This is a genomic window from Citrobacter sp. Cb004, from assembly GCF_030337065.1.
In the GTDB taxonomy this organism is placed as follows: domain Bacteria; phylum Pseudomonadota; class Gammaproteobacteria; order Enterobacterales; family Enterobacteriaceae; genus Citrobacter; species Citrobacter braakii.
Genome location: NZ_JAOWCH010000069.1, coordinates 141056 through 148815 on the forward strand (window position 1 = coordinate 141056; position 7760 = coordinate 148815).

Genomic DNA, 7760 nt, shown 5'->3' on the forward strand with positions numbered 1-7760 from the left:
TATACGGCATAAAAAAAAGCGGGAATATCCCGCTTTTTTTATGTCTCAATAATGTGGCGGCGGGGTCTCTTCAGACTGCGACGCGATGTGGGACGGCTGCGTGGCCTTGAGCTTCTCCGTCAATAAACGCAGATGGTCGCGGAGTTTTGCCATTTCCAGTTCATGCGCGGTCACCGTCACGTTGAGTTCTTCAATGGTTATCTCCTGAAATGCCAGGCGACTTTCCAGTTCAGCCAGGCGAGTTTCCATTGTTGTATCCTGCATGATTCACCTCTTTCTTTTTTCTCCGGCAGATCGCGGACTGCGGCGAATTCTACTTAACTTTGCCTGTTTGCACAGCACTCAATCTTCGGTCACGAAACTAATTTAAACAAAAAGAGTCTGAAAAGTGGTGATAATAGGGCGTGCCCGTATGTTGATTTGTTCTGCAACGCTTTATAGTACATTTTTATGTTAGCTAACCTTGGGGTGAGATGCCCCGGCCCTGGAGATATGGATGAAATCACTGTTTAAAGTAACGCTGCTGGCGACCACAATGGCTGTTGCTCTGCATGCCCCGATCACCTTCGCTGCTGACGCTGCGAAACCAGCCGCTACTGCTGACAGCAAAGCAGCATTCAAGAATGACGACCAAAAAGCCGCTTACGCGCTGGGCGCGTCCCTGGGTCGTTATATGGAAAACTCTCTGAAAGAGCAGGAAAAACTGGGCATCAAACTGGATAAAGATCAGCTGATCGCTGGCGTTCAGGATGCGTTTGCAGACAAGAGCAAACTGTCTGACCAGGAAATCGAACAAACTCTGCAGGCGTTTGAAGCACGCGTGAAGAGCTCCGCTCAGGCGAAAATGGAAAAAGACGCGGCTGACAATGAAGCCAAAGGTAAAGTTTACCGCGAGAAATTTGCTAAAGAGAAGGGCGTTAAAACCTCTTCTACTGGCCTGGTCTATAAAGTAGAGAAAGAAGGTACCGGCGCTGCACCGAAAGATAGCGATACCGTGGTAGTCAACTACAAAGGTACGCTGATTGACGGTAAAGAGTTTGATAACTCTTATACCCGCGGTGAGCCGCTCTCTTTCCGTCTTGACGGTGTTATCCCAGGCTGGACCGAAGGCCTGAAAAACATCAAGAAAGGCGGCAAAATCCAGCTGGTTATCCCGCCGGATCTGGCTTACGGCAAAACCGGCGTACCGGGCATTCCGGCTAACTCTACGCTGGTCTTTGATGTTGAACTGTTAGACATCAAACCGGCACCGAAAGCCGATGCGCAGCCAGATGCTGCACCGGCTGCTAAAGCTGCGGACAGCAGCAAAAAGTAAGTAACCAGACACCGCCGCCCACAGGGCGGCGGTTTTTTATTATCGACAGGATATAATTAATACTGGAAAGCGCCTTGTGCGCTGTATTACTTTAGATGCCCCTATAATAGTGATGAGCCTGCCCTGACAACATAACGACAGGCTCCTGAAAAGGAGTGCTTTTTTTCATGTCCAGGTCGCTTTTAACCAACGAAACCAGTGAGCTAGATTTACTGGATCAACGTCCTTTCGATCAAACCGATTTCGATATCCTCAAATCCTACGAAGCGGTTGTGGACGGGTTGGCGATGCTCATTGGTTCCCATTGTGAAATCGTATTGCACTCTTTGCAGGATTTGAAATGCTCGGCCATCCGCATTGCTAACGGTGAACACACGGGCCGCAAAATTGGCTCGCCGATTACTGACCTTGCGTTGCGTATGCTGCATGATATGACGGGTGCGGATAGCAGCGTGTCGAAGTGTTACTTCACACGTGCGAAAAGCGGTGTCTTGATGAAGTCGGTGACGATTGCCATTCGCAACCGTGAGCATCGCGTGATTGGTCTGCTGTGCATCAACATGAACCTTGATGTTCCATTCTCGCAGATAATGAATACCTTTATCCCACCGGAAACCCCGGAAGTGGGTTCTGCCGTTAACTTCGCTTCTTCGGTGGAAGACCTGGTTACCCAAACGTTGGAGTTCACGATTGAAGAAGTGAATGCCGATCGTAATGTTTCCAACAATGCCAAGAATCGCCAGATTGTCCTGAATCTGTATGAGAAAGGTATCTTCGATATTAAAGATGCCATTAACCAGGTCGCCGATCGGCTGAACATCTCCAAGCACACGGTTTACCTCTATATTCGTCAGTTCAAAAGCGGCGATTTCCAGGGGCAAGACAAGTAATGCGTTTTGCCATTATGGTGACGGGGCCAGCTTATGGCACGCAGCAGGCGAGCAGCGCGTTGCAATTTGCTCATGCGTTACTCAAAGAAGGGCATGACCTATGCAGCGTCTTTTTCTATCGTGAAGGTGTGTATAACGCCAACTTCCTGACTTCACCTGCCAGTGATGAATATGATCTGGTGCGGGCCTGGCAACAGCTGAACCAGCAGCATGGCGTGACGCTGAATATCTGTGTAGCTGCGGCGCTGCGTCGCGGCGTCGTTGATGAAACAGAAGCGAAGCGACTGGGACTGGCAGGGGCTAATTTACAATCAGGTTTTAACCTCAGCGGGCTGGGTTCGCTGGCTGAGGCATCCCTGACCTGCGATCGCGTGGTGCAGTTTTAATGAAACGTGTTGCTTTTGTCTTTTCTACCGTGCCGCATGGCAGTTCGTCTGGCCGCGAAGGGTTAGATGCCTTACTGGCGACATCGGCATTAACGGAAGACCTCGGCGTATTCTTTATCGGCGATGGCGTTTTTCAAATCCTCCAGGGACAACAACCGGATGTCGTGCTGGCTCGCGACTATATCGCAACCTTCAAGCTGTTAGGGTTGTACGATATCGATCAATGTTGGCTTTGTGCCGCCTCATTACGCGAGCGGGGCCTCCAGCAGGGGGTTAATTTTGTGGTCGATGCGACAGCGTTAGAACCGGAAGATTTACGCCGTGAGCTAGGCAACTATGACGTCATTTTAAGGTTTTGAGATACTCATGCTGCACACATTACATCGTTCCGCATGGCTTACCGATTTCTCCTCTCTTCTTCGCCTGATTGATAAAGACGATGAACTTTTATTGCTTCAGGATGGCGTGACCGCGGCAATAGAAGGAAGCCGTTTCCTTGAAAGTCTGCAAAATGCCTCCATTAAGGTCTATGTACTGGAAGAAGACATTAAAGCTCGCGGCTTAGGTGGTCAAATTTCAGACAGTGTCGTCAGGGTTAGCTATACTGACTTCGTCAGGCTTACGGTGAAGCATCCCAGCCAGATGTCCTGGTAATTGTGGGATCGTTGTATATTTCTTGACACCTTTTCGACACCGACCTAAAATTCTGCGTCCTCATATTGTATGAGGTCGTTTTATTACGTGTTTACGAAGCGAAAGCTACAACCAGGAGCTATTTAATGGCAACAGTTAACCAGCTGGTACGCAAACCACGCGCACGCAAAGTTGCAAAGAGCAACGTGCCTGCACTGGAAGCATGCCCGCAGAAACGTGGCGTATGTACTCGTGTATATACTACCACTCCTAAAAAACCAAACTCCGCACTGCGTAAAGTATGCCGTGTGCGTTTGACTAACGGTTTTGAAGTGACTTCCTACATCGGTGGTGAAGGTCACAACCTGCAGGAGCACTCCGTGATCCTGATCCGTGGCGGTCGTGTAAAAGACCTCCCGGGTGTTCGTTACCACACCGTTCGCGGTGCGCTTGACTGCTCCGGCGTTAAAGACCGTAAGCAATCACGCTCCAAGTATGGCGTGAAACGTCCTAAGGCTTAATGGTTCTCCGTTAAGTAAGGCCAAACGTTTTATATTAATGTCAAACTAAACTCGTAGAGTTTTGGACAATCCTGAATTAACAACGGAGTATTCCCATGCCACGTCGTCGCGTCATTGGTCAGCGTAAAATTCTGCCGGATCCTAAGTTCGGATCAGAGCTGCTGGCTAAATTTGTAAATATCCTGATGGTAGATGGTAAAAAATCTACTGCAGAAACCATCGTATACAGCGCGCTGGAGACCCTGGCTCAGCGTTCTGGTAAAGATGGCCTGGAAGCTTTTGAAGTAGCCCTTGAAAACGTGCGTCCGACTGTCGAAGTTAAGTCTCGCCGCGTTGGTGGTTCTACTTATCAGGTTCCAGTTGAAGTCCGTCCGGTTCGCCGTAATGCCCTGGCAATGCGTTGGATCGTTGAAGCTGCTCGTAAACGCGGTGATAAATCCATGGCTCTGCGCCTGGCGAACGAACTTTCTGATGCTGCAGAAAACAAAGGTACTGCAGTTAAGAAACGTGAAGACGTTCACCGTATGGCAGAAGCCAACAAGGCGTTCGCACACTACCGTTGGTAATCCCTTCGGAGTTTTAGTCACCAGGCGGGCGCTTCTAGTAAGCAGCCCGCTTTGGGCTACTTAAATTGAACGCCTAAAAGATAAACGAGGAATCAAATGGCTCGTACAACACCCATCGCGCGCTACCGTAACATCGGTATCAGTGCGCACATCGACGCCGGTAAAACCACTACTACCGAACGTATTCTGTTCTACACCGGTGTAAACCATAAAATCGGTGAAGTTCATGACGGCGCAGCCACCATGGACTGGATGGAACAGGAGCAGGAGCGTGGTATTACTATCACCTCCGCAGCGACTACTGCATTCTGGTCTGGTATGGCTAAGCAGTATGAACCGCATCGCGTAAACATCATCGACACCCCGGGGCACGTTGACTTCACTATCGAAGTAGAACGTTCCATGCGTGTGCTTGATGGTGCAGTAATGGTTTACTGCGCAGTTGGTGGTGTTCAGCCTCAGTCTGAAACCGTATGGCGTCAGGCAAACAAATATAAAGTTCCACGCATTGCGTTCGTTAACAAAATGGACCGTATGGGTGCGAACTTCCTGAAAGTTGTTGGTCAGATCAAAACCCGTCTGGGCGCGAACCCTGTTCCGCTGCAGTTGGCGATTGGCGCTGAAGAAGCGTTCACCGGTGTTGTTGACCTGGTGAAAATGAAAGCCATCAACTGGAACGAAGAAGATGCAGGCGTAACCTTCACTTATGAAGATATCCCGGCTGACATGCAGGAACTGGCTGAAGAATGGCACCAGAACCTGATCGAGTCCGCTGCGGAAGCTTCAGAAGAGCTGATGGAGAAATACCTGGGTGGTGAAGAACTGACTGAAGAAGAGATCAAAAAAGCTCTGCGTCAGCGCGTTCTGAACAACGAAATCATCCTGGTAACCTGTGGTTCTGCGTTCAAGAACAAAGGTGTTCAGGCGATGCTGGATGCGGTAATTGATTACCTGCCATCCCCAGTCGACGTACCTGCGATCAACGGTATTCTGGACGACGGTAAAGATACTCCGGCTGAGCGTCATGCTAGCGATGAAGAGCCGTTTGCTGCTCTGGCATTCAAAATCGCTACCGACCCGTTCGTGGGTAACCTGACCTTCTTCCGCGTGTACTCTGGTGTGGTTAACTCCGGTGACACCATCCTGAACTCAGTGAAAACTGCACGCGAGCGTTTTGGCCGTATCGTACAGATGCACGCTAACAAACGTGAAGAGATCAAAGAAGTTCGCGCGGGCGATATCGCTGCTGCTATCGGTCTGAAAGACGTGACCACTGGTGACACTCTGTGTGACCCGGATCACCCGATCATTCTGGAGCGTATGGAATTCCCTGAGCCGGTAATCTCCATCGCGGTAGAACCGAAAACCAAAGCTGACCAGGAAAAAATGGGTCTGGCTCTGGGCCGTCTGGCTAAAGAAGACCCGTCATTCCGCGTTTGGACTGACGAAGAATCTAACCAGACCATTATCGCCGGTATGGGTGAACTGCACCTCGACATCATCGTTGACCGTATGAAGCGTGAATTCAACGTTGAAGCGAACGTCGGTAAACCTCAGGTTGCTTACCGTGAAGCGATTCGCGCGAAAGTTACCGATATCGAAGGTAAACACGCTAAGCAGTCTGGTGGTCGCGGTCAGTACGGTCATGTTGTTATCGACATGTACCCGCTGGAGCCGGGTTCAAACCCGAAAGGCTACGAGTTCATCAACGACATCAAAGGTGGTGTAATTCCTGGCGAATACATCCCGGCCGTTGATAAAGGCATCCAGGAACAGCTGAAATCTGGCCCGCTGGCTGGTTACCCGGTTGTTGATCTGGGCGTGCGTCTGCACTTCGGTTCTTACCATGACGTTGACTCCTCTGAGCTGGCGTTTAAACTGGCCGCTTCTATCGCCTTCAAAGATGGCTTTAAGAAAGCGAAACCAGTTCTGCTTGAGCCTATCATGAAGGTTGAAGTAGAGACTCCGGAAGAGAACACCGGTGACGTAATCGGTGACTTGAGCCGCCGTCGTGGTATGCTTCGTGGTCAGGAATCCAACGTCACTGGCGTTGTTATCCATGCTGAAGTTCCGCTGTCTGAAATGTTCGGATATGCAACCCAGCTGCGTTCTCTGACCAAAGGCCGTGCTTCTTACTCCATGGAGTTCCTGAAGTACGACGATGCGCCGAACAACGTTGCTCAGGCCGTTATTGAAGCCCGTGGTAAATAAGCCACAGGATTAAAACCTAAGTCCCGTGCTCTCTCCCCAGGGGAGAGCACTATAGTAAGGAATATAGCCGTGTCTAAAGAAAAATTTGAACGTACAAAACCGCACGTTAACGTCGGCACCATCGGCCACGTTGACCACGGTAAAACTACCCTGACCGCTGCAATCACCACCGTACTGGCTAAAACCTACGGCGGTGCTGCTCGTGCATTCGACCAGATCGATAACGCGCCGGAAGAAAAAGCTCGTGGTATCACCATCAACACTTCTCACGTTGAATATGACACCCCGACTCGCCACTACGCACACGTAGACTGCCCGGGCCACGCCGACTATGTTAAAAACATGATCACCGGTGCTGCGCAGATGGATGGCGCGATCCTGGTTGTTGCTGCGACTGACGGCCCGATGCCGCAGACTCGTGAGCACATCCTGCTGGGTCGTCAGGTAGGCGTTCCGTACATCATCGTGTTCCTGAACAAATGCGACATGGTTGATGACGAAGAGCTGCTGGAACTGGTAGAAATGGAAGTTCGTGAACTTCTGTCTCAGTACGATTTCCCGGGCGACGACACTCCGATCGTTCGTGGTTCTGCTCTGAAAGCGCTGGAAGGCGAAGCAGAGTGGGAAGCGAAAATCATCGAACTGGCTGGCTTCCTGGATTCTTACATCCCGGAACCAGAGCGTGCGATTGACAAGCCGTTCCTGCTGCCTATCGAAGACGTATTCTCCATCTCCGGTCGTGGTACCGTTGTTACCGGTCGTGTAGAGCGCGGTATCATCAAAGTTGGTGAAGAAGTTGAAATCGTTGGTATCAAGGATACTGCTAAGTCTACCTGTACTGGCGTTGAAATGTTCCGCAAACTGCTGGACGAAGGCCGTGCTGGTGAGAACGTTGGTGTTCTGCTGCGTGGTATCAAACGTGAAGAAATCGAACGTGGTCAGGTACTGGCTAAGCCGGGCTCTATCAAGCCGCACACCAAGTTCGAATCTGAAGTGTACATTCTGTCCAAAGACGAAGGCGGCCGTCATACTCCGTTCTTCAAAGGCTACCGTCCGCAGTTCTACTTCCGTACTACTGACGTGACTGGTACCATCGAACTGCCGGAAGGCGTTGAGATGGTAATGCCGGGCGACAACATCAAAATGGTTGTTACCCTGATCCACCCAATCGCGATGGACGACGGTCTGCGTTTCGCAATCCGTGAAGGCGGCCGTACTGTTGGTGCGGGCGTTGTTGC

Annotated in this window: 10 protein-coding genes; 9 read left to right on the forward strand and 1 reads right to left on the reverse strand. The window is 50.6% G+C overall.

What is annotated here, in order from left to right:
* Nucleotides 1–45 precede the first annotated feature (45 nt).
* Nucleotides 46–264, reverse strand: a complete 219-nt coding sequence (locus tag OGV65_RS21295; RefSeq protein WP_003023639.1) for a protein SlyX — start codon at nt 262–264, stop codon at nt 46–48.
* Nucleotides 265–496: 232 nt separating this feature from the next.
* Here OGV65_RS21295 and fkpA point away from each other — a divergent pair, with 232 nt between their 5' ends.
* The 9 genes from fkpA to tuf form a co-directional block, all read left to right on the forward strand.
* On the forward strand, nt 497–1315 hold the full coding sequence (gene fkpA / locus OGV65_RS21300) for an FKBP-type peptidyl-prolyl cis-trans isomerase (RefSeq protein ID WP_016154767.1): 819 nt from the start codon (nt 497–499) through the stop codon (nt 1313–1315).
* A gap of 167 nt (nt 1316–1482) precedes the next feature.
* Nucleotides 1483–2205: a helix-turn-helix transcriptional regulator gene (locus OGV65_RS21305; RefSeq protein WP_003023643.1), complete on the forward strand. Its 723-nt coding sequence runs from the start codon at nt 1483–1485 to the stop codon at nt 2203–2205.
* Nucleotides 2205–2591, forward strand: coding sequence for a sulfurtransferase complex subunit TusD (gene tusD, locus OGV65_RS21310; protein WP_047501481.1), 387 nt, complete (start codon nt 2205–2207; stop codon nt 2589–2591). The genes OGV65_RS21305 and tusD overlap by 1 nt, the downstream gene beginning before the upstream one ends.
* Entirely contained in the window at nt 2591–2950 is a 360-nt protein-coding gene (tusC, locus tag OGV65_RS21315; protein WP_049041316.1) for a sulfurtransferase complex subunit TusC, read from the forward strand. The genes tusD and tusC overlap by 1 nt, the downstream gene beginning before the upstream one ends.
* Before the next feature lie 7 nt (nt 2951–2957).
* The gene (gene tusB, locus OGV65_RS21320; RefSeq protein ID WP_016157620.1) at nt 2958–3245 is read left to right on the forward strand and encodes a sulfurtransferase complex subunit TusB; all 288 of its coding nucleotides are present in this window, start codon (nt 2958–2960) and stop codon (nt 3243–3245) included.
* Between the two features lie 125 nt (nt 3246–3370).
* Nucleotides 3371–3745, forward strand: coding sequence for a 30S ribosomal protein S12 (gene rpsL, locus OGV65_RS21325; RefSeq protein WP_003023654.1), 375 nt, complete (start codon nt 3371–3373; stop codon nt 3743–3745).
* A gap of 95 nt (nt 3746–3840) precedes the next feature.
* Nucleotides 3841–4311 carry a 30S ribosomal protein S7 gene (gene rpsG / locus OGV65_RS21330; RefSeq protein ID WP_016154763.1) on the forward strand — a complete coding sequence of 157 codons (471 nt, stop codon included), beginning with the start codon at nt 3841–3843 and terminating at the stop codon, nt 4309–4311.
* A gap of 96 nt (nt 4312–4407) precedes the next feature.
* The gene (fusA, locus tag OGV65_RS21335) at nt 4408–6522 is read left to right on the forward strand and encodes an elongation factor G (RefSeq protein WP_016154762.1); all 2115 of its coding nucleotides are present in this window, start codon (nt 4408–4410) and stop codon (nt 6520–6522) included.
* Nucleotides 6523–6591: 69 nt separating this feature from the next.
* A partial coding sequence (gene tuf / locus OGV65_RS21340; RefSeq protein WP_286454612.1) for an elongation factor Tu occupies nt 6592–7760 on the forward strand: 1169 nt, incomplete at its 3' end.